This window comes from Pseudarthrobacter sp. NamE5, assembly GCF_005796225.1.
In the GTDB taxonomy this organism is placed as follows: Bacteria; Actinomycetota; Actinomycetes; order Actinomycetales; family Micrococcaceae; genus Arthrobacter.
In genome coordinates this window covers 137,394-156,762 of sequence record NZ_VAHO01000009.1, presented here as the reverse complement: position 1 = coordinate 156,762, position 19,369 = coordinate 137,394, and the positions used below count along the sequence as shown (strand labels likewise).

25 protein-coding genes are annotated in these 19,369 nt (G+C 64.5%); 13 read left to right on the top strand and 12 right to left on the bottom strand.

Going from position 1 to position 19,369, the window contains the following annotated elements; all coding sequences use genetic code 11:
* Positions 1 to 197: 197 nt before the first annotated feature.
* Both FDW84_RS12620 and FDW84_RS12615 read right to left on the bottom strand, forming a co-directional pair.
* Entirely contained in the window at positions 198 to 968 is a 771-nt protein-coding gene (locus FDW84_RS12620; protein WP_138609882.1) for a DUF2382 domain-containing protein, read from the bottom strand.
* A 164-nt stretch (positions 969 to 1,132) separates the two neighbouring features.
* Positions 1,133 to 1,951: a hypothetical protein gene (locus FDW84_RS12615; RefSeq protein WP_138609881.1), complete on the bottom strand. Its 819-nt coding sequence runs from the start codon at positions 1,949 to 1,951 to the stop codon at positions 1,133 to 1,135.
* A 246-nt stretch (positions 1,952 to 2,197) separates the two neighbouring features.
* On the opposite strand from FDW84_RS12615, the gene FDW84_RS12610 reads away from it, so the two are divergent.
* The 3 genes from FDW84_RS12610 to FDW84_RS12600 all read left to right on the top strand — a co-directional run bounded on the left by FDW84_RS12610 (position 2,198) and on the right by FDW84_RS12600 (position 3,753).
* The gene (locus tag FDW84_RS12610; RefSeq protein ID WP_138609880.1) at positions 2,198 to 2,575 is read left to right on the top strand and encodes a DUF7793 family protein; all 378 of its coding nucleotides are present in this window, start codon (positions 2,198 to 2,200) and stop codon (positions 2,573 to 2,575) included.
* A gap of 70 nt (positions 2,576 to 2,645) precedes the next feature.
* On the top strand, positions 2,646 to 2,846 hold the full coding sequence (locus FDW84_RS12605) for a DUF2795 domain-containing protein (protein WP_138609879.1): 201 nt from the start codon (positions 2,646 to 2,648) through the stop codon (positions 2,844 to 2,846).
* 298 nt (positions 2,847 to 3,144) lie between these two features.
* A complete protein-coding gene (locus tag FDW84_RS12600) occupies positions 3,145 to 3,753 on the top strand; it encodes a flavodoxin family protein (protein ID WP_138609878.1) in 609 nt (202 codons plus the stop codon).
* A gap of 77 nt (positions 3,754 to 3,830) precedes the next feature.
* Here FDW84_RS12600 and FDW84_RS12595 read toward each other — a convergent pair whose 3' ends face one another.
* The gene (locus FDW84_RS12595) at positions 3,831 to 4,196 is read right to left on the bottom strand and encodes a cupin domain-containing protein (RefSeq protein ID WP_138609877.1); all 366 of its coding nucleotides are present in this window, start codon (positions 4,194 to 4,196) and stop codon (positions 3,831 to 3,833) included.
* Positions 4,197 to 4,417: 221 nt separating this feature from the next.
* Here FDW84_RS12595 and FDW84_RS19340 point away from each other — a divergent pair, with 221 nt between their 5' ends.
* Together FDW84_RS19340 and FDW84_RS12590 are read left to right on the top strand one after the other, a co-directional pair.
* Entirely contained in the window at positions 4,418 to 4,570 is a 153-nt protein-coding gene (locus tag FDW84_RS19340; protein ID WP_171046776.1) for a hypothetical protein, read from the top strand.
* A gap of 50 nt (positions 4,571 to 4,620) precedes the next feature.
* Positions 4,621 to 5,301 carry a haloacid dehalogenase type II gene (locus FDW84_RS12590; RefSeq protein ID WP_240721496.1) on the top strand — a complete coding sequence of 227 codons (681 nt, stop codon included), beginning with the start codon at positions 4,621 to 4,623 and terminating at the stop codon, positions 5,299 to 5,301.
* Between the two features lie 14 nt (positions 5,302 to 5,315).
* On the opposite strand, the gene FDW84_RS12585 is transcribed toward FDW84_RS12590, so the two are convergent.
* From FDW84_RS12585 to FDW84_RS12570, 3 genes are all read right to left on the bottom strand, one after another.
* On the bottom strand, positions 5,316 to 6,935 hold the full coding sequence (locus FDW84_RS12585; RefSeq protein WP_138609876.1) for an ABC transporter permease: 1,620 nt from the start codon (positions 6,933 to 6,935) through the stop codon (positions 5,316 to 5,318).
* Entirely contained in the window at positions 6,935 to 7,894 is a 960-nt protein-coding gene (locus FDW84_RS12580) for an ABC transporter ATP-binding protein (RefSeq protein WP_138609875.1), read from the bottom strand. The genes FDW84_RS12585 and FDW84_RS12580 overlap by 1 nt, the downstream gene beginning before the upstream one ends.
* A gap of 477 nt (positions 7,895 to 8,371) precedes the next feature.
* On the bottom strand, positions 8,372 to 9,895 hold the full coding sequence (locus FDW84_RS12570) for a SulP family inorganic anion transporter (RefSeq protein ID WP_138609874.1): 1,524 nt from the start codon (positions 9,893 to 9,895) through the stop codon (positions 8,372 to 8,374).
* Between the two features lie 175 nt (positions 9,896 to 10,070).
* On the opposite strand from FDW84_RS12570, the gene FDW84_RS12565 reads away from it, so the two are divergent.
* Entirely contained in the window at positions 10,071 to 10,448 is a 378-nt protein-coding gene (locus FDW84_RS12565; RefSeq protein WP_138609873.1) for a MerR family transcriptional regulator, read from the top strand.
* A gap of 96 nt (positions 10,449 to 10,544) precedes the next feature.
* Here FDW84_RS12565 and ykgO read toward each other — a convergent pair whose 3' ends face one another.
* From ykgO to FDW84_RS12545, 4 genes are all read right to left on the bottom strand, one after another.
* The gene (gene ykgO / locus FDW84_RS12560) at positions 10,545 to 10,667 is read right to left on the bottom strand and encodes a type B 50S ribosomal protein L36 (protein ID WP_138609872.1); all 123 of its coding nucleotides are present in this window, start codon (positions 10,665 to 10,667) and stop codon (positions 10,545 to 10,547) included.
* On the bottom strand, positions 10,667 to 11,791 hold the full coding sequence (locus FDW84_RS12555) for a GTP-binding protein (protein WP_171046775.1): 1,125 nt from the start codon (positions 11,789 to 11,791) through the stop codon (positions 10,667 to 10,669). Before FDW84_RS12555 ends, ykgO begins: the two co-directional genes overlap by 1 nt.
* Positions 11,792 to 11,953: 162 nt before the next feature.
* Positions 11,954 to 12,361, bottom strand: a complete 408-nt coding sequence (locus FDW84_RS12550; protein ID WP_138609870.1) for a four-helix bundle copper-binding protein — start codon at positions 12,359 to 12,361, stop codon at positions 11,954 to 11,956.
* Between the two features lie 473 nt (positions 12,362 to 12,834).
* On the bottom strand, positions 12,835 to 14,208 hold the full coding sequence (locus tag FDW84_RS12545; protein WP_138609869.1) for a DUF2254 domain-containing protein: 1,374 nt from the start codon (positions 14,206 to 14,208) through the stop codon (positions 12,835 to 12,837).
* Positions 14,209 to 14,439: 231 nt separating this feature from the next.
* On the opposite strand from FDW84_RS12545, the gene FDW84_RS12540 reads away from it, so the two are divergent.
* The 3 genes from FDW84_RS12540 to FDW84_RS12530 are packed head-to-tail and all read left to right on the top strand — an operon-like array spanning position 14,440 to position 16,471.
* Positions 14,440 to 14,967, top strand: a complete 528-nt coding sequence (locus FDW84_RS12540) for a DUF421 domain-containing protein (protein ID WP_138609868.1) — start codon at positions 14,440 to 14,442, stop codon at positions 14,965 to 14,967.
* Positions 14,964 to 15,650, top strand: coding sequence for a hypothetical protein (locus FDW84_RS12535; RefSeq protein ID WP_240721495.1), 687 nt, complete (start codon positions 14,964 to 14,966; stop codon positions 15,648 to 15,650). Before FDW84_RS12540 ends, FDW84_RS12535 begins: the two co-directional genes overlap by 4 nt.
* A gap of 38 nt (positions 15,651 to 15,688) precedes the next feature.
* Entirely contained in the window at positions 15,689 to 16,471 is a 783-nt protein-coding gene (locus tag FDW84_RS12530; protein WP_138609867.1) for a formate/nitrite transporter family protein, read from the top strand.
* On the opposite strand, the gene FDW84_RS12525 is transcribed toward FDW84_RS12530, so the two are convergent.
* The gene (locus tag FDW84_RS12525; protein WP_138609866.1) at positions 16,468 to 17,295 is read right to left on the bottom strand and encodes an alpha/beta fold hydrolase; all 828 of its coding nucleotides are present in this window, start codon (positions 17,293 to 17,295) and stop codon (positions 16,468 to 16,470) included. The genes FDW84_RS12530 and FDW84_RS12525 overlap by 4 nt on opposite strands.
* Before the next feature lie 160 nt (positions 17,296 to 17,455).
* Here FDW84_RS12525 and FDW84_RS12520 point away from each other — a divergent pair, with 160 nt between their 5' ends.
* Positions 17,456 to 17,836, top strand: a complete 381-nt coding sequence (locus tag FDW84_RS12520) for a VOC family protein (protein WP_138609865.1) — start codon at positions 17,456 to 17,458, stop codon at positions 17,834 to 17,836.
* Positions 17,837 to 17,902: 66 nt separating this feature from the next.
* Here the strand turns inward: FDW84_RS12520 and FDW84_RS19335 are convergent, their stop codons facing one another.
* On the bottom strand, positions 17,903 to 18,067 hold the full coding sequence (locus tag FDW84_RS19335) for a hypothetical protein (RefSeq protein ID WP_171046774.1): 165 nt from the start codon (positions 18,065 to 18,067) through the stop codon (positions 17,903 to 17,905).
* A 120-nt stretch (positions 18,068 to 18,187) separates the two neighbouring features.
* Here FDW84_RS19335 and FDW84_RS20055 point away from each other — a divergent pair, with 120 nt between their 5' ends.
* The 3 genes from FDW84_RS20055 to FDW84_RS12505 all read left to right on the top strand — a co-directional run bounded on the left by FDW84_RS20055 (position 18,188) and on the right by FDW84_RS12505 (position 19,223).
* A complete protein-coding gene (locus FDW84_RS20055; protein ID WP_138609896.1) occupies positions 18,188 to 18,463 on the top strand; it encodes a four-helix bundle copper-binding protein in 276 nt (91 codons plus the stop codon).
* 15 nt (positions 18,464 to 18,478) lie between these two features.
* On the top strand, positions 18,479 to 18,730 hold the full coding sequence (locus FDW84_RS12510; protein ID WP_138609864.1) for a hypothetical protein: 252 nt from the start codon (positions 18,479 to 18,481) through the stop codon (positions 18,728 to 18,730).
* Positions 18,731 to 18,935: 205 nt separating this feature from the next.
* Positions 18,936 to 19,223, top strand: coding sequence for a DUF3040 domain-containing protein (locus FDW84_RS12505; RefSeq protein ID WP_138609863.1), 288 nt, complete (start codon positions 18,936 to 18,938; stop codon positions 19,221 to 19,223).
* Positions 19,224 to 19,369: the final 146 nt, after the last annotated feature.

The following is a 19,369-nucleotide window of genomic DNA, read 5'->3' as shown; positions in this document are numbered from 1 at the left end:
TTTCCGTCCTACATCAGTGCGGTGACTGTACCCAATAAAGGCGACCCCAAAAGCTTAACTATGCCGGAAAAGGAAAAAGGACCCACGCAGCAGGAGCCGCAAGGGTTGCTGCCATGGCGTTGGGCCAAAGCGCGGCCCGCCCTCGCATGGAGGGCGGGCCGTGCGTGCGGGATCACACGGGGATCCCGGGTGCCTGGTTAGCGGCCGGGGCGGCCGTCGCCGTCGAGTTCAATCTCTTCCTTGCGCACCTCTTCGGTGACGGTGTGCTCGTCGGTGACGGTTTCCTTGTCCAGGCGCACGCGCTCGACGGGGACCGTTTCCTTTTGAACGACGGGGCGTTCCTCATGGAGGATGACCTCGTGCTCTTCCTCGCTGATGGCCGGGCCGTCCATGGCGGCACCCACGTTGGCCTCCGTGATGGGCTCGCGTTCCAGGCGGACCTCTTCACGCTGCACGGGAACAGTTTTCGTGACGTTCTCGGTGACAACGTGCTTGCGCAGCCGTGCCCGGCCGGTCTCTTCCTGGCGGGTGCCAACGTGCAGCTGCTCCTCGGAGCGGGTCATGGCGTCGTCGGTGGGGGGGCCTGAAGTGTCGTGGCCAACCGTTCCGCGGGTGTCGGTGTCACCGGCGGTGCCGGCGAAGCCCGTGCCGCCCTGGATGCCGTAGTAGGTGTAGAGCTGGTCTTCCTCGGCGGGCTCCAGGTGGCCGTCCGGGGCGACGCGGGGCGCGTCCTTGACCTTGTCCTTGCTGTGGGCAATCACAATGTCATTGTCGTCCTGGGTTGCGGAATCCAGCGGCGCGAAGGATTCGTGGCTTCCGAAGAGCCCGGTCTTCACGGTGACCCAGGTGGGCTCGGAGGTCCGGTCATCGACATAGATCTGTCCGATGGAGCCGATTTTGCTGCCGTCGGATCCTACAACGTGTCCACCGGCGGAAGTCAGGGCAGAAAGGTTCTCAGTGCTGATCACGCGTTTCTCCTTTTGTTGCTGCTTGCTGGTCTGCTGGTTGGTCAGTCAGTTTTAGAAGCGGTTCCGGGGCGGCCGGGACTGCTCGGCGGCGCGGAGTTGCTTGGCTTTCCTGGCCTTTTGCACGCGGCTGATAACGGCGGGGAGCAAGGCTAGAATCAGTTTTTTCATGATGAGGGTCCTTTGATTGATTGGTCTGCGATCTCGCTGTAGGGATCGTCCAGGTTCTTCAACGGGACGCCGCCTGCCTCCGTACCCGCATAGGCGGGCCGTGCCGGTTCCCCGTAGATGGTTTCGCCGTAGGCTGCGGGGGCGGATACGGGCTCCCGCTGGGCCTGATCTCCAAGCGCGGAAGGACGGGCCTGGGCGCTGGCTGGCGCCTGCAGCGGCCGTGGTGGAACCGCAGCCGGTGCAGTGGGTGCCGGGGCTTCCGGTTGAAGACCCCGCACCAGGCGCCCGGCAATGAGGCCCGCGCCGGCTGCAATAAGCAGGAAGGTGCCCGGGTTCCGGCGGGCGAAGGACTGCACGCCGTCCAGCAGTGTTGCCGGATCCTTGCCTTCGATCCAGGAAGCGGCAGCTGAAGCGCGCTCGGCAGCCTGCCGGACGAGGTCGCTTGCCACGCCCTGCTGTTCAGGGGCATCAGCCATGGTGTGCAGTTGGCTGGAGATGGTCCGGACACCTTCCGCGGCCCTCCGCTGCTGGCTGGCCGCCTGGTTGCCCAGGCCGGACTTCGCCTGGTTCAGAAGGTCGCTGGCACCGGATTTGGCCTCGGCGGCCACGTTTCCGGCTTCATGCTTGGCGGCCTGGACCACATTTTGGGCTCCACCGGCCGCCTGCACGGCGATCCATGACGCCTCCTGCTTGGCTGCATCCTTCTTGGTGTTTGGACTTTCCGGCTGCGCCGTAAGGTCCTGCGGTGCTGCGTTGCCGTACTGGTCGAGAGGGCTTCGGGCAGAAGCCTCAGGCCACTGGTTCTCCGTCATCATCGCTCGCTTTCAATAGGGGCAACTGGTCTCTGGTACCCAGCATGTGAAGCATTAGTAAGTAGGGTTACTAATTAGATACTAAGCACACTTGCTATCTCCGGCGCAAGACGGACCGGCCGGATCACCACACCGGGCGCGCTTTTCACCCGGAGGTGCGGATGCGGTCCTTGCCCCTTGGAAATAGCAGCCTGACCTGCGCAAACTTTGATTTTGGCTCCGTGCCAGAGGTACTGCAGAGTAGAGCCCATGGATTCGTTCACCGCCTCGTGCCATGACGGGTTGCTGCGGCTGCAGTGGGGACCGGGAGTGTTCATCACCTATGAGATGGCGGTCCGGGCCGCCCGGGCACTTGAGGGACTAAGCGGCGGCCGGACCCTGCCCATTCTCGTGGACATCACCGGCGTCACGGGACTAAGCCCGGAAGCGAGAGCGGGGATGAACGCCTACCGCGGATTTTCCCATACGGCTCTGGTCGGCGACCATCCCATGGGGACCGTGCTTGCGGCTTTCGCCCAGCAGTCACCAACCCCCTCCGCCTACTTCACCACGGAACCGGATGCCCTCCGATGGCTCTCCGAGCAGAGCGGGCGCCCTTTCCTATCGGACCGTCCAGCCCTAGGATGAACATCTCCGCGGCCTTTAAGAAATTCGGCCGCGGGCACGAGAGGTGACATCAGAAAGGAAACTTTGCACGATGGCTGAAACTCCGAACCCTATCCAGATCCAAAAGTTCCTCGGCGGCGTGGACTATCCCGCAAGCCGCAACGCTTTGTTGTCCAGCGCCAAGGACTCCGGCGCTGACGAGAACGTGATCCAGGCCCTTGAAGCCATCCCGGACCGCGAGTACGACAGTCCCACGTCCGTAAGCTCCGCCGTGTCTGACAGCAATTCCTGATTTTGTAGCGGACGCCGAGCGGCCCCTGCCTTGCCCACGGCCCGCCCTCCTGCCTGGAGGGCGGGCCGTGGCCGCTTTATTGCTGAGGTGCCTGCCGCCGTCGTACCTTCCTGCCCGGTTGCTTTTTGACCACCCTGCCCCCGGGCAGCGGCGCGCGGCGGACGACGGCGTGTCCCGGCACGGGTGCGCGGTGATCCCGGGAGCAACTGGGCAGGAACGCCCGCCTCCGGCCAATCTCTGCTGCGTCCAGCCTCGAATTCCCTAGTGGCACCTCGAACTCCAAGCAGAAGGATGACCAATGGCTGAACTCACCGCACTCGCCCTGATTTGCTCCCTGACCCCGTCGCCCGAGCCGTCCAGCAGCGAACTCATGGCCCGGCACGTGCTGGACGAGCTCGCAGCCCACGGGGTCAGCGGTACTTCGTTGCGCGTGGTGGATCACAACGTGATGCCCGGCGTCCAGGTGGATATGGGCGACGGCGACGCGTGGCCAGGAATCCGGGAACGGATCCTCGCGGCGGACATCTTTGTCCTCGCCACGCCCATCTGGATGGGACATCCGAGCAGCATCACGCAGCGGGTCATTGAGCGGCTCGATGCCGACCTTGCCGAAACTGACGAGGCAGGCCGGCCGATCATGTACGACAAGGTGGCGATCGTTGCGGTAGTAGGCAATGAGGACGGCGCGCACAAGGTCAATGCGGACGTGCAGCAGGCGCTAAACGACGTCGGCTTCACCATTCCAGCGCAGGGCGGCACGTACTGGGTGGGCGAGGCGATGCAGACTGTGGACTACAAGGACTTGGACGAGCTGCCGGAAAAGGTTGCTGCCACTACTGCCGGGGCCGCGCGCAATGCCGCCCACCTTGCCCGCTTCCTCAAAAGGGACGGCTACCCGGCCGGTTAAGGGTTGAGTCAGCCCCGGTGCTGCGGCACCGGGGCTGTTGCTTCTCCAGCCGTCTGGACCAGGTTCAACTGCCTGGATCAGGCGGGCTTGGCGAAAACGGCGGCACTCATCACTTCATAACCGACAAAGGGTTCGTTGCCTTCAACCCAGGCGTCGTGGCCGGCCGGAATAGTGTAGGCGTGGCCCGGGGTTACCGTGGCCTGCGACCCGTCCTCCATTTGTACGGTCAGGGTTCCGGCGGTGCAGATGCCCACGTGGTTGACCTGGCAGCTGTCCGTGTGGACCACGGTTTTGACGGTCTCAGACCACCGCCAGCCCGGTTCGAACGTGAATCTGCCCAGTGTGGCATCGCCAAGCGTTACTACATCCACCTGTGTCTTCGGCGGGCGGCGCTTTTCGTCGGGCTCGTCGAAGGATTTTGCATCGAGTTTTACTGCGGCCATGTCGGTCTCCTGGCAAGGAGTGTGTGGAACTGTTCATCCGGAGCCGCCAGACAGCTCCGGGGTTGGTTGGCCGGCCCGCACTGAGACGTCAATGCCAGCCAACACTGGCACCCAGCGGTATCAGAGTGCGCCCACGCCTCGGGCCTGTCAATAATTGCAGTCCCCCATTTAACTCCCGGGGAGCCCCCACATTCCAAGGGTGCGGGGACTAGGATTCGGGGATGGGACTCATCATCACACTGCTGATCATCTGGCTTGTTCTCTCCGTCCTGGGCTTCATTATCGAGGGCCTGCTGTGGCTGGCCTTCATAGCCCTGGTGCTGTTCGCCGCCACGGCAGTTTGGGGCTGGCTGAAGCGGAACGCCAGGACGTAATGTCGGGCGGCATGGCGGCGGACGACTCACCGCGAAAAAAGGAAGCCTGAGTGAAACCGTCAGTCATTGTTTTCGACGTCAACGAGACGCTGTCCGACATGGCCCCCATGGCACAGCGGTTCGTGGAGGTTGGCGCTCCCGCGCACCTGGCCAAGCTGTGGTTCGCCACGCTGCTGCGGGACGGCTTCGCACTGACTGCCGCCGGCGACAAGGGAACGTTCGCGACAATTGGCGCGGAAGCCCTGCGCTGCCTCTTCACCGCAGAGGACCTGGACCGGGACACCGAGTCAGCGGTGCAGCACGTGATGGCCGGCTTCTCCGGCCTGGGACTGCACCCTGACGTCGCTGAGGGTGTTGAAGCGCTGCGGTCCGCTGGCTACCGCTTGGCCACCCTCACGAACGGTTCCACCCAGGTGGCCGAGAAGCTGTTCACGAATGCCGGTATCCGAGGGAGCTTCGAGGTGCTGCTGTCCGTGGAGGACGCGCCGGGATGGAAGCCTGGCAAGGCTTCCTACCACTACGCCGCCGAGGCCTGCGGTGCCGCACCCGAGCAGATGCTCCTGGTGGCCGTCCACCCCTGGGACATCCACGGCGCGTCCCGGGCAGGGCTGGCCACGGCGTGGCTCAACCGCTCAGGCGCTCGCTATCCCGACTACTTCCAGGCGCCGGACCATACCCTGTCCTACCTGGCTGAGCTGGCCCCAGTGCTGGTGCAAAGCCGGGACAGCTAATCAACTGACGCCGGTCAGGCTGCCAGGTCACGTTTCCGGATCAGGCGGCCCGCAGCTGCCCCTGCGGCAAGGGCGACGGCGGCCATCAGCAGGGCTCCGCCCGGATCGAAAGCCTCAACCGGCATGGCCGACGAATGCCGGAACGGGCTCAGGTCCTGAAGCCAGACCGGCAGCCCCAGCAACTCCCCGAACTGCCCCAACACCAGGGCCACTGCCAGCGCAGCCCAGCCGAAGGGGCTGCTCCAGCGCGGCGCGAGCGCGAACACCAGCACCGTCACGGCGGGAAACACGAGCGCCGCGGGGACGTGGGCCAGGGCGGCGGCAAAGACCACGCCGGGACTGCTGCCGCCTGCCTCCATCACGGCGAGTACGGCGGCAGCCGAGGCGCCCGCGGCAGCCGCAACCGCCGTCGTCGTTATGGCCGCAACGGCAAGTGCCGCACCCAGCCAGCGGAAGCGCGACGCCGGCACGGCCAGGAGCATTTCGGCCCGCCCTTCAGCTTCTTCCGCCCTGAGGCGCAGCACTGCCTGAATTCCCGCGGCAGCAGCGAGGACCCCGGCGATGCCGAGCATGGCGGTAGTGAACAGGTCAACCATGGTGGCGTCTCCAGGAACCAGCCGGCTCATCAGTTCCATCAGGGACGGGTTTTTGGCCAGCGCGTCCCGAACCACCGGGCCCAGCCCGCCAGCCACTCCCCCCAGCACTGCTGCGCTGAAGCACCAGCCTGCCAGCGTGCCCCGCTGCAGCCGCCAAGCCAGCCCTCCCACTGATGCCGGGCCGCCGCCGGCCCTTTCCGCGCCCGATTCATCCGCCGTAATGTAGCTGGCACCCAGGTCCCTTCCGCTGCGGAGTGCTACGGCCGCCCCGCCCAGGACCACTGCCGCGCCGCCGAGCATCAGCAGCGGCAAGGGGTCAGCGTCCGTGAAGGGCCGCACCCGCTGCCCCCAGCCGATCGGCGAAAACAGCGAGGGCAAGGCGGGGGTGACCTGCAGCAGCGACATGTTGGCGGTGCCCAGGGCATCCCCGGCACCCCTGATGAGGTAAGCGGCGCCCACCAGGGCTGCGGCGGTGCCGTTGGTGCTCCGGGCGGACGGCATGATTTGCGCCACGACCGCGGCAAGGCCCACGAAGAACAGGCCCACCAGGCCTACGGCTGCCCCCGCCAGGAAGGACCCCGTTGCCGGCAGCCCGGCGCCGGCGAAACCGGCGGCAACAGCAAGGGCCAGGACCAGGTTGGCCCCGCTGCCGAGCAGCAGGGTTGCGTAGAGGGATGCGGTGCGGCTTACCGGGGTTGAGCCAAGGAGTTCGAAGCGGCCCAGGTCCTCATCGGCGCGGGTGTGCCGCACCACCAGGAACGTTCCCATCAGCCCGGCCAGCACCGCCGTGAAGGAATAGCCCTGGAAGAACGTAACCGCACCGGTACTGATGCCGTCAGGGAGTCCCCGGAGGAAGAGGAAGGCCGGGCTGGCGGCAGCCACCGCAACCAGTGCAGCGCGCTCACCGTCCGCCCCAAACTGCGTGGTGACTGCAGTGGCTGCGGCATATCCCAGGCCGGCAATCCCCAGGATCCAGGCGGCGAGGATGCCGCGGTCCCTGCGTGCCTGGAGCAGGGCCAGGCGGACAACGGCGTTCATCACCGCGCGTGGCTCTGCCGGGCCGCATCCTGTTGGGCCGCGTTTTGCTGCACATCCGGCTGCGGACTGGACTGGTCGCTGTAGTGGCGCAGGAACAGTTCTTCCAGCGACGGCGGCGTGGCGGTGATGCCCGTAACCCCGGCCGACGCAAGGGCTTCCAAAATGGCACCAAGGTGGGCTGCGTCGGCGTCAAACTCGATGGCTTTCCCCTCAGCGCGGAGATCGTGGATGCCCGGAACTGCCGCCAGCTCTTCCGGTTGCACATCGGCGGTGACGCGGAAGCGGGTCCGGGTGAGGTGCCGGAGCTCGGCCAGGGTGCCGGATTCGACGGCGGTCCCCGCCCGGATGATGGTCACCCTGCTGCACAACTGTTCCACCTCTGCCAGGATGTGGCTGGACAGCAGCACTGTGGCCCCTTCGGCAGCGACCCGGCGGACATGGCGGCGAAAGACAGCGTCCATCACAGGGTCCAGTCCCGAGCTAGGTTCATCCAGCAGGTAAAGCTTCGCGGGCCGGGAAAAGGCAGCTATCAGGGCCGCCTTCTGCCGGTTGCCCTTAGAGTAGGTCCGTGCTTTCTTCCGCGGATCGAAGTCGAACTCGTCAATAAGCTGCCGGCGCAGGCTTTCATCCGCCCCGCCCCGAAGCCCGGCGAGCAGGTCGACCACCTCGCCGCCGGTCAGGTTGGGCCACAGCGTGACGTCACCGGGAACATAAGCGATATCCCGGTGTGCCCGTACCGGTTCGGCCCAAGGATCGATGCCGAACACCTGCGCTGTTCCCGACGTGGGCCGGACCAGTCCCAGGAGGATCCGGAGGGTAGTGGACTTCCCGGCTCCGTTGGGGCCCAGGAAGCCGTGCACCTCGCCCGGCATGACGGTAAGGTCCAGGCCCGCGAGCGCGGCCGTCCGGCCGAAGTTCTTGGCAAGGCCTTGGGTGTGGACGACTGGTTCTGCGTGCATGGCCGATCCATTCCTTGAGTGCAGCAATCACGTCCAAGGCGGATGCCATGGGGCGCGCCGCATGCCTTTCCGCACGCGGGCCGACCAGGCTTCCCGGCTCTCCGGTCCACATAATACAAGTGCCGCATTGACGGCGGAAGGGACCAGCGAAACGCCACCCTGCCACCTGTTGCGCCGCCGTCGTACGTTCCTGCCCGGTTACCCACCGCAGCTGACGGGCACCGCGCCGCGTACGACGGCGTGTTCCGGCTACTGCAACGCCGCGTGGGCCGAGGGAATCGGCTCCATCCTCTCCGTTCCGCTCCCGCTGGAGGGCGAAGCAAGCGCCGGGCTGAACTGCTATTCCACCCGCACGCACGCCTTCAGCGACAAGCGGGGGTTTCGTCCCTCTCGAAGGACCCGGACGTGCTGACGCACTTCGACGACTGACTACGGTTTTAGAGGGCCGCGCCAGCATCAGTGCCCCGGCGGGGTGCGTTAGTGCCCCGCGCCCAGCCTTCCGCCGAGGCGTTCGCGCATGGTGGTGCTGGCGTCGTTCAAGCCGATGATCTTCACGTCCTTGCCATGGGCGCGGTACTTCTCAGTGATCGCGTCCAGTGCGGCGATGGTGGAGGCGTCCCAGAGGTGTGAGGCGTGCATGTCGATCACCACGTACTCCGGGTCTTTCGCATACTCGAACTGGGTGTAGAGGTCGTTGGAGGACGCAAAGAACAGCTCCCCGTTCACCACGTAGGTGGCAGTTTCCTGTCCCGCCGCGCTGGAGACGGTCCGCTCGACCGTGACGAAGTGGGCCACCCGCCGCGCGAACAGCACCATGGCCACGAGTACCCCGACACCGACGCCGATGGCCAGGTTGTGCGTGGCAACGGTGACGATGACGGTGGCCACCATGACCATGGTTTCGCTCTTGGGCATCATCTTCAGGGTGCGGGGGTGGATGCTGTGCCAGTCGAACGTGGCCCACGCAACGAAGATCATCACCGCCACCAGAGCAGCCATGGGAATCACGGAAACCACCCCGCCGAGTGCCACCACGAGGATCAGCAGGAAGACGCCGGCCAGGAAGGTGGAGATCCGGGTGCGGGCGCCGGAGGCCTTGACGTTGATCATGGTCTGGCCGATCATCGCGCAGCCGCCCATGCCGCCGGTGAACCCGGTGACCAGGTTGGCCACGCCCTGGCCCCACGCCTCTCGGGTCTTGTTCGAGCGGGTGTCGGTGATGTCGTCCACGAGCTTGGCGGTCATGAGGGACTCGAGGAGTCCCACAAAGGCCATGGCCAGCGCAAACGGAAAAATCACCTGCAGGGTCTCGAGCGTGAACGGAACGTCGGGGATGAACAGCGACGGCAGCGAATCGGGCAGCCCGCCCTTGTCCCCCACCGTGGGGACGGCAACGGAGGCCATGACCGTAATGAGGGTGAGGACCACGATGGCCACCAGCGGGGCGGGGACTGCATTGGTCAGCTTCGGCAGGCCGAACACGATCAGCAGGGCCAGCGCCAGCAGGGGGTAGACCAGCCATGGGACGCCCAGCAGCTCGGGGACCTGGGCCATGAAGATCAGAATGGCGAGGGCGTTGACGAAGCCCACCATCACCGAACGCGGAATAAAGCGCATCAACCTGGCCACGCCGGACAGTCCCAGGATGATCTGGAAGACGCCGGCCAGGACGACGGCGGCAATCAGGTAGTCCACGCCATGGGACTTCACGAGCGGGGCAATCACCAGGGCCACTGCGCCGGTTGCCGCGGAGATCATGGCAGGCCTGCCGCCCACGAACGCGATGGTGACGGCCATGGTGAACGATGCGAAGAGTCCCAGGCGGGGATCCACCCCGGCGATGATAGAGAAGGCGATCGCTTCCGGGATCAGCGCCAGCGCGACGACGAGCCCGCCGAGGACCTCAGTCTTCAGCCTGCGCGAAGACTTCAAGGTTTCCCTCACAGACTGCAGCTGTTCCGGGGTGTAGGCGGGGGTGTCCGCGGCGGTTTTGACGGCCATTACTGGCTCCGTTCATGGTCAGGAAGACGCGCGTCAGCGCCCTCGCTCTGTCGAAGAATGAAGGGGCGCAGCGCCGCGCCGATGGGGGCGGGAGTACGCGCAGAGGACTGACCGCCACCGCCAACTCCACCCTAACGTAATGGTAGAGTTCCGGGTACTTACAGAGGAGCACTCAATGGCAGCACGAACTTCCACTATGCACATCGGGGAGCTCGCCGAGCGTACAGGTTTGTCCCTGCGCACCATCAGGCATTACGACGACGTGGGGCTGCTTCCAGCCACGGCCCGCACCGATGGCGGCTTCCGCGTTTATTCGGAGGACGACTTTGAGCGCCTGATGGTGGTCAAGCAGATGAAGCCACTGGGGTTTTCGCTGGAGGAAATGGCAGAGATTCTGGAGATCTTCGCCTTGCCGCAGGACGGCGGCCCAGGCGAGGAAGCGCAGGCCAAACTCGCCGGCTTCCTGGAGAAGGCCGTTCACGAGCGGGCAAAGATGGCCCGGAACCTGGCGCAGGCGGATGAACTAATCAAGAGGTTGAAGGGCTTCGCCTAGGGCGCGCTCCCGGCCATCGATCCTGGTTTGGGAGCACGGCAAGGGGGCGGTGGATTACTCCACCGCCCCCCTCGCCTTTACTGGTGCTTCTACCTGCTAGCCCTGGCGCGCCTTCACGCGCGGGTTCTTCTTGTTGATCACGAAGGTGCGGCCCCGGCGGCGAACGATCTGCGCGCCCGGGATCTTCTTCAGTGCCCGCAGTGAGTTACGTACTTTCATCAGTTTCTCCTTTGGTGTGTTTCGAATGGTTCATTCAGTCCGAACGGATCCTGGAACGAGTCGGCGGCCGAGGCCATCTCGTTGTCGGTCAGCTCACATGCGTTCAACAGTGCGGCAATCTCAGCGGGGTCCAGATCGTCGCCGGTGACGGCCAGGACCGTTCCACGGTTGCCGTATTCCTGGTGCCAGCACAGTCCATTCCCCGCACCTGCCGGCGGGGTCTGCAGGAGCGGTTCGCGGTCGGCTTCCCAGGGCCCGGTGTTTTCGAGCCAGACCCGGGGGCCGATCCCTTGGATGGCGATTTGGCAGCCCGGCGCCGATGCCACCCAGAGCCTTCCGCGCAACCAGCAGGAGCCTTCGGCGAGCGCCTTCAGCGCATGGCGGAAACGTTCCGGATGCAGCGGCCGACGGACCCGGTGCACCACCGTCGAGAAGGGTGCCGAGGGCCGCTCCGGTGCACGCACCGAACCGGGGACCGTTCTGGCCATGGCCCCTGCCAGCCGGTGCCCGCCCAAACGCACGGCTCCGTCCGCATCTGCAATCACCGCATGCGGGGCCAGCTCCTTCAGCAACTGGACGCCGCGGAAGCGCAGGGCCGGATCCACCGGAACCAGGGCAGGATCGGACAGCATTACGGTGTCGCTGAAGGACAGCTCCCGCACCAGGAATTCCCCCGGCGTCCGGTCATCTTCGGGAACGGGGGTAAACCCGGATTCGAAGAGGCTGTGGTGGTCCCAGATCTGGTCTTCCACTGCCTCGGGAGTGCAGGCCACAACCGCGGAGTCCACGGTGACCGTACTGCCCAGCCCCTTCAGCAGGGCGCCCACTGCCATGGATGACTCCACCGCCGCCGGCAACCCCAGGATGACGTGAGATCCCGGCTCAGCCAGTCGCTGCAGAGCCGGCACCACATCCAGCCGCACTGTGCAGTTCAGGCATCCGTGTTCGAGCGTGGACTCGTGCCGCTCCATGCAACGGCCGTCCTCGAAAACACGCCGGACCACCACTCCGCCTTCAAGCAGGTCATGAAGCACCACCAGGGCGCCGGGCCTTTCCGCGGCCAGCGTGGCACAGGCTTTCTGCCGGGCAAAGAGGTCGAGGGAGCTCACTACGGTAACGAACATGCCCGCCACTCTATTGCGAATGGTTCTCAAATGCAAAAGAGTCGCGGCAGCATCCGTTTCAGTTGCGGAACATGTGCCAAGGTATGCCGGTGACAGCGGCACCGGCAGGATGTCTCTTGCTCCTGCCTGCGCCGCTGCCTTCCCGGTTTCTGGTATCCCTGCTCAGCCGAGCGAGGCGAGGAGATCGGCGCATGCCTGCTCGCAGCGGCGGCAGGCCTCGGCACACACCCGGCAGTGTTCATGCATGGAGGCGTGCTCCCCACATTCGTCGCCACAGGCTTTGCAGGCGGCACGGCATGCTTCCAGTACTGCCCTGGTGACGTTGGCGTCGTAGCCGGTGTGGCGCGAGAGGACGTTCCCTGTGGTGACACAAACATCCGCGCAGTCAAGGTTGGCGCGGATGCACTTGGTGAGCTCAGCCACCATGTCTTCGCTGAGGCAGGCGTCTGCGCAGGCGGTGCAGGTCTGCGCGCACTCGAAGCACGCCTGGATGCACTCGGCCAGCTTGGCTTTGTCGATGCTTCCGAGGTCTTTGGGGTAGGTGTCCAGCATGGACTGTACGTGTGTCATTGGTTTCTCTTTCCAGGTTGTCATTGCAGACGTTTCAGGACTGTGAAAGCGCCTGCAGGATCTCAGGCCCTCAGAGGTCCCCGTTTACGTCCGACTGAAAAAGCTGGACTACCGTTAGCGCGCGCAGTACGGGTTCAGGAGGGACAGCGGCAGGAATGCCGTCTGCCGCGGGCATGCCATGGGTAAGGAAGAGTGGCTCCGGCACTCCTGTTTTCAGCGGGGCCGGCTCGCCGCGCGGAGCCGAGGGCCTGATGCAACACTCCTGCACTGGCACTGCAGGACCAACGGAAAAGCCGGTGGCCCGGCCCGAAAGGCCAGTGGGTTGCCCTGCCGGGGAAACCCCAGCATGTGCGGCCGGCTTCACAGGCAGTGGTGTCCGGCGTTGTGCGCAGGCGCTACTTCCAGGGTGCCGTGGGCGGGGACTAGCCCATACCGGCTGCCGTGGGTGTAGGAGGCCCAGTCATCATCTCTTTTCACGGCTCCTTCCCGTGAGAATGTCCACCTTTTGTCTGCATCAGCGCTATGGCATCCGCTTGGTCCAGAAGGTTCCCTCGTTCACGGGGCGAATAGTCGGCTGCAGTGATGGCATCACGCATCCGGTCCAGGTGTTCCAGGATGTCCGCCCGATACTGGCCCTTGCGGTCGCACCAGGTGAGCTCCTGCAGGAGCCCCAGAAGGCGGCCAGCCACAACAGGATCATCAGTTCCGTAATGCCGGGGCTGGTTCACTGCCAGGTCCAGGAGATCCCTTAGGCGTGGAAGCGACAGCACCACTCTCACATGCCCATCGTTGTCGGTAAGGTGCTCGGGCCCTGGGTTCCTTCCCACCAGCCGGCACAGGAGATCGGAGAGGTGGCCGATCACATGCACCGCTGTGGTGGGGTCGTTGATGCCCGGCGAAAGTGCCCTTGCCGCCACATCGACCAGTTGCCGGAACCCGAACCCGACATCTTGGACATTGGTCCGCTCGAAGCCAGTGGCTACGGCGTTGTTCACGTCTCTGGCCAAATTATCGCTGACTTCAGCCGTAAAGGCCGTTCCCGCCGTGGCAGGCCGTTCCGTGAGGGCGGGCCATGCAGTCGCGAAGGGAACTCCCTCGATGACGGATGTTCCGGGTTCCCGATCGATCCGCACTACTGCCCCCGCTTTCTTGGCGGCCTCCATCAATGCCTCCCCATCCAGCGAGGTCAGGAACCCGGAGCTGGTGGATCTGATGATGAAAGCTTCGGAGGCGGGGACCGGCTCCGGCCCCCGCGGAGGCCGGTTCTCGGGGAAAACACGGTCTATTGTTCCCTGGGTTTCAACGTTGACCCGCCGCATCATCGTTTCCACCCGGATTTCCCGGGCGAGGTGCGCCAGGAAAAGCACCAAGCCCATGACACTGGCAATGGCAAGCACAAAGGCGACCGTGACGGATATTTCCGGGACGAACAAGGTGCTGCCGCTGCCTTCCCCGCGCACACTTCGAAGGACAGTCAAAGCGAAAGCAAAAGCGGCCAGGAAAAGTGCCAGCGTGCCGTGGACAAAACGGTCCGAGGTGAAGGTCCTCAATAGCCTCGGAGAGAACTGGCTGCTGGCCAGCTGAAGGGTGACAACGGTCAGCGAGAACGTCAGGGATGTGACAGTGATAAGGGATCCCGCAATTGCCTGCAGGACGGCACGGGCGGCATCCGGTCCGCCGCTGAAAAGAAGAACAGTGACGCACGTGGGCAACCGGCCATCAACGGCAGAATCCAACGCCGGCAACACCATTCCCAGGGTTACAGCAATCACAACTGCCAAGGCCGGAAGAGGCCACAACTGCGTCCGGAGCGAGTCCAGCCACTGGGCCCGCCCCTTGCCGGTCAAACCCGTTCCGTTCGCATCAGGGGTGCTGCAGTCATAGGCTCCTACTTGCTGGGAGAACCAGATGCTTACCGGGCAGTTCGCCGCCGTCTGCTGCCCTTCCCACTGGCCCGTTCTCGCTGAACCGGAAATACTAAGCGTACTGTCAGGTATGTTCCCTTGTCCGTGGTTCCAAAACAACCATCCCTAGGAGCATGATGTTGATCCCAGCTCAACTGAAGCGGCCGGATACCTATGTGGTTTGACTCCTGGTCGGAAGTGCTGCGTGTCCTGATCATCGGTTCGGTCTCATATGTGGCTCTTGTGGCAGTCCTGCGGTTATCGGGCAAGAGGACTTTGGGCCAGCTGAACGCGTTCGACTTCATTGTGACCGTGGCCTTCGGATCCACCCTCGCAACAATCCTGCTCAGTTCCGACGTCGCCTTCCTTGAAGGGCTCGCAGCGCTGGCGCTGCTCGCGGCACTTCAGTTCGTCGTCGCCTGGGTGTCCGCGCACCTGCCCGGTGCCAGGTCTGCTGTTACCGCCCGGCCTGTGGCACTGGTGGTTTCCGGTGAAATCCAGCATGCCCAGCTGCGGCGGAACCGGCTCAGCGAGTCTGAGGTGCTGCAGGCAGTTCGCGCCACAGGTTCCGGCGACATGTCCGAGGTAGCAGCAGTGATTCTTGAAACCAACGGGACCATCAGCGTCATCCCGGTGAGCAAAGCGGGGAACGGTTCAGCCCTCAAAGGCGTTCGGAATGCAGGCGGGTTGGAGCGCCCGTGACAGGACGGGAACCCAGCGGAAAAACCGCCCGCAGCCCCACTGAAAAATTACGGCTACAGAGCGCAGAGGTCCTGGCACGTCGGCTGGATAAGCCCATGGGCATCCTGGGCGTCATCTTCCTCTTTGTGGTACTCGGTCAGCTGATAGCAACAGAGCCTGCCATGATCCGCGTGTTCACCGTCGCTGGCTGGGTCTTTTGGGCGATATTTGTCGCCGAGTTCATCTTGCGCGCCTACATTGCGCGCTTCAGCAAAGACTTTTGGAAAAAGAGCTGGTGGCAGGTGGTTTTCCTCCTGGTACCGTTCCTGCGGTTCTTCCGCGCCCTTCAGGCGCTCAGGCTGGTCCGGCTCGCCAGGCTCGCCCGCTATGGTTCAATCCTCTCGGCAGGCGTCCGAGGTTCCCGCTCGGCCGGGAAGCTCCTGACCAGCAGGATCGGCTGGCTTACGGCTGTCACCGCCGTCGTCATTCTGGCATCCAGCCAATTTCTCTATGCAACCGGCGAGCCAAATTCCTATTCCCAGGCGCTCTTCGAAACAACCATGGCCGCCACTACCGGCAGCGGAATTACTGGCACCAGCCTCTTCTCCCGGATTGTCCAGGTTCTCCTGGCCATCTACTCTGTTGCCGTCTTCGCCACGTTGGCCGGCACCCTCGGGGCCTACTTCCTCCGCCAGAAAGCGTAGCTCGGCTTGGGCGCCCACCCCGTGGGTAATGGTTAGACATGACAGAACCGGCCCCCACCGAAATCTATACGCGCGCCACAAGCGAGGGTGAGCGCCGGTTGTCCATGCCCCCGCTCGAACAGGTATCAACAGGCTTCATTGCAGGTGTCACGATCGTATTCGGCATCATCGCCCTCGCCGTTTCCCAACATCTCGTTGAGCCCGCGCTGGGAACGGGGCTAGGCAAGCTGGCAGGGGCGCTGGCCTTCGGCATCGGGCTGGTATTCCTCATCACCGGCCGCTCAGAACTGTTCACGGAAAACTTTTTCGGCCCGGTGGCTGCGGCGATTGAACGGCGGCAAGGATTTGCATGGGTCCGCCTGGTCCGGCTGTGGGCGATCATCCTGGTCCTGAACCTGCTGGGCGGGGCCGTGATGACAGCTGTCTTTGTGGTTGAGGGTGCGCTGCCGTCCGGCGCCCACGAAGTCCTCACCAAGGTGGCCGAAGAAATCAACGGCAAGAGTGGACTCGCCACCTTCATGCGCGCCATAGCAGCCGGAACACTCCTGACCTTGCTCTCGTACCTGCTCCACGCCGTCAACTCTGCCGCAAGCCGCATCATTCTCGCTTACTTTGCCGGCGTCTTCCTCGCGCTGGGCCCCTTCGACCACGTGGTGGTCACCGCACTGCACCTGCTGGCGGGCATGTGGCTCGGCGCTGAAGTTACCTACCAGGAGCTCGGCATGCACATCCTCCTGGTTGCCGCCGGAAACCTCGTGGGGGGTCTGCTGCTCATGACGCTCACCCATACAGCCCAGGTCAAGGGAGCAGGCAAGGACTAGCGGGCAGACAGGTGCTCCAGCATGGCGCCGGCAATCTCGCGCGGAGAATCCTCCATCGGGATGTGTTTGCCAGCCACCTCAACCAGGTCGCTGGAGGGCACTTCGGCGGCGTAGCGGCGGGCAAAGCTGACCTTCTGGAAATCATCGTCCCTGCCCCAGATCAGCCTCGTGGGCACGGCTGCGGTCTTCAGCGCAGGGAGCAGATCCAGGGTGTAGCGGGGGTCCGCCGCGCCGGCCATGGCCATCCATGAACGGGCACGGGCCGGGCTCCGCCAGGGAGAGACGTAATCATCCACCTCCTCCAAGCTGAGGCGCCGTTCAACGGTCAACTGCATGGTTTTGGTCCTCGCCGCCAGCAACTCCTCTGGGCTGGTGGCTGCACGGAGATCCGGGTCACGGAACCGCTCCACAGCCGGCACCGGCCAGGAATCGAACATCACGGCGTTGACCAGCACCAGCCTTGTCACCCGGCCTGAATAAGCGGCCAGGTGCTGGGCCACTCCCCCGCCGATGTCATGGGCGGCTACGGCGAAAGTGTCCAGGCCGAGCGCATCCGCCGCGTCCTCGGCCACCTTGGCCAGTGCCGGGACGGTGGCCTCCTCGACGTCCAGCTCCCCTTGGCTGCGCCCGAAGCCGGGAAAGTCCAGCGCCAGGCAACGCAGCTCAGCCGCCAGCAAGGGCAGGACGGGCTGCCAGACACGGCTCCAGAAAGTTCCGTGCAGAAGCAGCAACGGGGGTGCGTCCGGGCTCCCCGCTTCAAGGTAGGACAAGTTGGTTCCGTTCACTTCCACCGTTTTCCGGTCTACCTGGGACTTCACGGTCATGGACAGCTCCTTTTGTCGGCGGTTTCAGACGAGGCGTGCACATCAGGCGTCGGCGGGCAGTGCAATCCACCCGTCTTGGCTACCTACCCTTCCATAGGCTTTGGAACCGTTTTCCGGCAGATCATTGCCCGCACAACTCTTGCTTTATAGGCTCGCTGGCATGCTCCCACTCGGATTCCTGGACATCGCCTCACTCGATCCTGCCCGTTCCGCGGCCTTTTATGAAGGCGTCCTCGGGTTCACCACCACCCCCGGGGCCCACACCCGCTTTCACGGCGGAAACATCGAGGGCGGTTTTCCCGACCTCCGCGGCGGCTTTGCACCGGTTGTGGAGGTGCTCGAGCCAGGGGACATCCTGCCGTATTTCGAACCCCAGGACCTGGAGGCGGCACTTGCCAAGGCAGTGCGGCACGGCGGCAGAATTCTCCTTCAACCTGTGGAAAGCGCCCCCGGGCACTGGATCGCGATCGTCGCCGACCCCTCCGGCGCGAAGATCGCACTCACCCGCATCAACCGCCAGGAACACCAGGGTTTCGAATGAGCGCCAAAAGTGATACAGGTGTGACCACCTGACAGGGTGCCCGAAGCTAGGCTGGGTGAAGGGCGCTTACCGGGAGCCGGGAATGGCCGCGCTGAGCTGGTCCCCGCCAGGAGTGCTTCGCCGCCCGCTCTCGCCGCTGCGGGGCATTTTCTGTGGCTCCTTCTGGCCCTTCTGCTGGCAGGTGCCGCCTCCTACACGCAGGGCAGCCGGTACGCCATCGTTCCTGATCATGGCCCGGTACCAGCAACCGGCGTTGTTTCACCAGGCCGGGCCGGCAGTTGCGGCTGAAGAGCTGGACAAGGACTGCTGCGAACGGCGCCAGGCTCCCCGCAGTGACCCAGCCCCGGTGAGATCCGGCACGGTAGACCCTCCCGCACTGACGGGCTGGCAGCCGGGAGACGGGATGGTCTCCGTGTCTTCACAGCCACCAGGAAAATCCTGTCCCGTCATGTTGCCTATGCCGCGGGGATCGCCCGTGCAGCGGTCCAGGCATGCCGCACCGCCTTCAGGGCCTGTGCCGGCGAATGCGGAGAGCATGCTTCGCTGCAGCGGCACTGTGAGGTGTGCGCGAAGGCCTGCCGTCGGTGCGAACGCGCCTGCACCGAACTCCTCACCTCCCTGGGCTAGCAGCAGGCGGACCAGATGGAACATCCACAGATCTCCCGGGTGGCCCGGCGTGCCCGTCAACAGGAAAAGCTCAGGGCGGCCACCGGCCGACCGCCCCAGGATTCCCAACTGCGGCGGATGCTGACCTCGCACGTGCAGTGCGGCGAGGAGATGCAGCTGGTCACAGACCTGGCTATGCCAGGGGAACCAGTCACGGAAAGGAACGACGGCGGCATGGCCACCTACCGGTGTGCGTGCGGGTTCAGCTTCGATCAGCGGCAGGACTGACTGGGGCACTTCCTGAAGCGCCCGAAGCCAGTAACAGGTGAGTAACCAGTCCGGGAATAGCCATTGCATATCAGTTACAGGCGTTGAGTTGGAGTTCAGTGGCTGCCTAACGTGGAAAGCGGGGGCTTGCCGATTCACCGGGAAACCAATTTTCCCGGCTGGGATTCCAATGCCCACCTGATTCAAGAAGTGACGAGGGGCTTCGATGGCACTGTCTGAAGAAGAGCGCAGGCGCCTTGACATGCTTGAGCAGCAACTGGCCTCAAGTGACCCGGATTTGTACCAGAAACTGCAGGCCGGTACGCCCGGCAAACAGCGGAGGGAGGCCGCCGGCATGGTCCGCGGTGTCCTGACTCTGATCGCCGCTTTGACGCTCGTCATCGTGGGGAGCGCGACAGAACTCATCATCGTCGGCGCGGCCGGCTTCCTGCTGATGATTGCCGGAGCGCATTGGTTCCTTGATGGCTACCAGCACCAGGGCGGCAGCCGGTGATGGGCGTCAGTGTAGGCCAACGCCTCAGGAGAGCGCTTTTGCACGGGCACCACACGAGGTGATGATTTCGGTCTCTCGGCGAGGACCGTACGCCCGGCGGGCAACAATGACACCTCAAAAAGGAATCAGGAAAGAGAGGAAGCGAG

Coding starts and splice junctions, on each gene's coding strand:
- FDW84_RS12540 (WP_138609868.1), top strand. CDS start 14,440: ATGTGGTTTGACTCCTGGTCGGAAGTGCTGCGTGTCCTGATCATCGGT.
- FDW84_RS12510 (WP_138609864.1), top strand. CDS start 18,479: ATGGAACATCCACAGATCTCCCGGGTGGCCCGGCGTGCCCGTCAACAG.
- FDW84_RS12555 (WP_171046775.1), bottom strand. CDS start 11,791: ATGTTCGTTACCGTAGTGAGCTCCCTCGACCTCTTTGCCCGGCAGAAA.
- FDW84_RS19340 (WP_171046776.1), top strand. CDS start 4,418: ATGGGACTCATCATCACACTGCTGATCATCTGGCTTGTTCTCTCCGTC.
- FDW84_RS12550 (WP_138609870.1), bottom strand. CDS start 12,361: ATGACACACGTACAGTCCATGCTGGACACCTACCCCAAAGACCTCGGA.
- FDW84_RS12565 (WP_138609873.1), top strand. CDS start 10,071: ATGGCAGCACGAACTTCCACTATGCACATCGGGGAGCTCGCCGAGCGT.
- ykgO (WP_138609872.1), bottom strand. CDS start 10,667: ATGAAAGTACGTAACTCACTGCGGGCACTGAAGAAGATCCCGGGCGCG.
- FDW84_RS12520 (WP_138609865.1), top strand. CDS start 17,456: ATGCTCCCACTCGGATTCCTGGACATCGCCTCACTCGATCCTGCCCGT.
- FDW84_RS19335 (WP_171046774.1), bottom strand. CDS start 18,067: ATGATCAGGAACGATGGCGTACCGGCTGCCCTGCGTGTAGGAGGCGGC.
- FDW84_RS12580 (WP_138609875.1), bottom strand. CDS start 7,894: ATGCACGCAGAACCAGTCGTCCACACCCAAGGCCTTGCCAAGAACTTC.
- FDW84_RS12605 (WP_138609879.1), top strand. CDS start 2,646: ATGGCTGAAACTCCGAACCCTATCCAGATCCAAAAGTTCCTCGGCGGC.
- FDW84_RS12525 (WP_138609866.1), bottom strand. CDS start 17,295: ATGACCGTGAAGTCCCAGGTAGACCGGAAAACGGTGGAAGTGAACGGA.
- FDW84_RS12610 (WP_138609880.1), top strand. CDS start 2,198: ATGGATTCGTTCACCGCCTCGTGCCATGACGGGTTGCTGCGGCTGCAG.
- FDW84_RS12595 (WP_138609877.1), bottom strand. CDS start 4,196: ATGGCCGCAGTAAAACTCGATGCAAAATCCTTCGACGAGCCCGACGAA.
- FDW84_RS12615 (WP_138609881.1), bottom strand. CDS start 1,951: ATGATGACGGAGAACCAGTGGCCTGAGGCTTCTGCCCGAAGCCCTCTC.
- FDW84_RS12570 (WP_138609874.1), bottom strand. CDS start 9,895: ATGGCCGTCAAAACCGCCGCGGACACCCCCGCCTACACCCCGGAACAG.
- FDW84_RS12505 (WP_138609863.1), top strand. CDS start 18,936: ATGGCACTGTCTGAAGAAGAGCGCAGGCGCCTTGACATGCTTGAGCAG.
- FDW84_RS12530 (WP_138609867.1), top strand. CDS start 15,689: ATGACAGAACCGGCCCCCACCGAAATCTATACGCGCGCCACAAGCGAG.
- FDW84_RS12600 (WP_138609878.1), top strand. CDS start 3,145: ATGGCTGAACTCACCGCACTCGCCCTGATTTGCTCCCTGACCCCGTCG.
- FDW84_RS12585 (WP_138609876.1), bottom strand. CDS start 6,935: ATGAACGCCGTTGTCCGCCTGGCCCTGCTCCAGGCACGCAGGGACCGC.